This is a genomic window from Thermodesulfobacteriota bacterium, from assembly GCA_039028315.1.
Lineage (GTDB): Bacteria > Desulfobacterota_D > UBA1144 > Nemesobacterales > UBA2774 > CR02bin9.
Genome location: JBCCIH010000265.1, coordinates 1 through 1,957 on the forward strand (window position 1 = coordinate 1; position 1,957 = coordinate 1,957).

The window sequence follows — 1,957 nt, forward strand, 5'->3', positions numbered from 1 at the left end:
ATCTACCCTGCGCGCAAAGCATCTCAGCTAGATCCTATTGAGGCACTCAGATATGAATAAGTATCTAAAAAATTTCCTGCTTGCTATTTTCACTATAGTGATTGCGCTTGTAGCGGTCGAATTTTTATCAAGACTCTTTTTTGATCCGATTGATTTTCTTAAGCCAAATACAATCCAGGATGAGGTCCTAAGATATAGAATTGAACCCGGCTCAGGAGCACATGACTCCTGGGGCTATAGAAATAAAACTGTGCCTGATTCTGCTGATATCGTAACAATTGGAGACTCTCATACCTACGGCGTAAGTGCAACCGCGGCAAACTCATGGCCCAGCTCGCTATCGCGCATAAGCGGCAAAAATATTTATAACCTATCGCTTGGGGGCTATGGCCCAGCTGAGTATCTCTATCTTATGGAAAACAAAGCACTCAATCTTAATCCGGAACTTATTATAGTTGGTTTTTATTTAGGTAACGATCTCAAAGATTCTCTAACTGCAGTCTATACAGTTCCGATTTGGGAAGCTCTTAGAACCAACTCAGAGATTAAGTTAGAGGATGTTCAAAAAAACAATAAACCAAATAAAAAGGGCTTAACAGATTGGCTGTCGGCGAATAGTGTTTTATATAGAATTATCAGTTCTTCTGCAATCGGCGATAACCTACGGCAGCAGCGAAGACTAGATCGCGGAGAAGAAATATTGATGCTGCAAATTGACGAGATAGGCATTAACACCGGATTTACCCCGGATAGAAGACTTAAGGGCTTAGACCTTGGAACACCAGAGATTAGAGAGGGTCTTAAGCTTAGTCTGTCATTTCTAAACAAGATGAACCAGCTTGCAAAAGACAATGATACTGAATTTTTAGTAGTGATCCTTCCAACTAAAGAGAATGTCTATTCAGATTTTATAAACCAGGATCAAGAACTGTCTCAGTCTGAGAAGCTAAAGGCTCTAATAACAAACGAGGAGATTGCAAATCAGTTTGTAAGAGCTTTCTTTGACGCAAACAGTATTTCATATATAGATATGTTAGAGCCGCTTAAAAATGCCGCACAGACCCAGCAAATTTATCCCAATAACTTTGGCGGCCATTCAAATAAAAACGGCTACGAAATTATAGCTGACAATGTAGGGCAGCATATTCAAGCTGAAAATTCCGATTAGCACCATTCTCACAAACTGTTTACATAGACTGATTGTACTTTTATAATTTCCCTTTTGAAAATTATGGATAATTTATCAAATACTAAGGTAAAGATATGCGGTATTACTAATCTTGAGGATGCACAAGCTGCGGTTGAGCTTGGCACCGATGCGCTGGGGTTTATCTTCTATAAAGATAGCAAAAGATATGTGGAGCCTCAAATAGCAGGTGACATAATATCAAAACTCCCTCCATTTATTACCACTGTCGGCGTTTTTGTAAATGCGAGCGTAGAAGATATCTCTGAGATACAAGAAAAAACACAAGTAAGCGCACTTCAGCTACACGGGGATGAGAGTCCTGAGTTTTGTAGTTCACTGCAAGGAAAGATTATTAAGGTACTTAGAGTAAAGGATAAGCATGATTTGGACCCCCTTGCGCAATACCCTGTAGAGGCTATCCTTCTTGATACATATTCTGATAAAGAATATGGAGGAACTGGCAGTACTTTTGATTGGGGTGTACTTAAAGATCTGAAAACAGATAAGAAAATAATACTTTCTGGGGGGCTTACGCCGGAAAATGTTTCTGAAGCAATTTCTACCGTAAGACCATACGCTGTGGATGTAAGCAGCGGGGTTGAGGCCTCTGCAGGTAAGAAAGATCATATTAAACTTAAACAATTTTTTGAGGCGATAAAAAATGGATAATAAAACACAGCTACCTGATATCATGGGGCATTTTGGAGAATTCGGAGGACGCTATGTCTCTGAAACCCTTATGCCCGCTATTTTGCAGTTGGAACAGGC

The 1,957-nt window shown here is 39.8% G+C and carries 2 protein-coding genes; both read left to right on the forward strand.

All coding sequences use genetic code 11. From position 1 onward, the window contains the following. The first annotated feature begins 52 nt into the window (after window positions 1-52). A complete protein-coding gene (locus AAF462_11805) occupies window positions 53-1,168 on the forward strand; it encodes a hypothetical protein (GenBank protein ID MEM7009807.1) in 1,116 nt (371 codons plus the stop codon). A gap of 63 nt (window positions 1,169-1,231) precedes the next feature. Then, a complete protein-coding gene (locus tag AAF462_11810; GenBank protein ID MEM7009808.1) occupies window positions 1,232-1,858 on the forward strand; it encodes a phosphoribosylanthranilate isomerase in 627 nt (208 codons plus the stop codon). The last annotated feature ends 99 nt before the right edge of the window (window positions 1,859-1,957 follow it).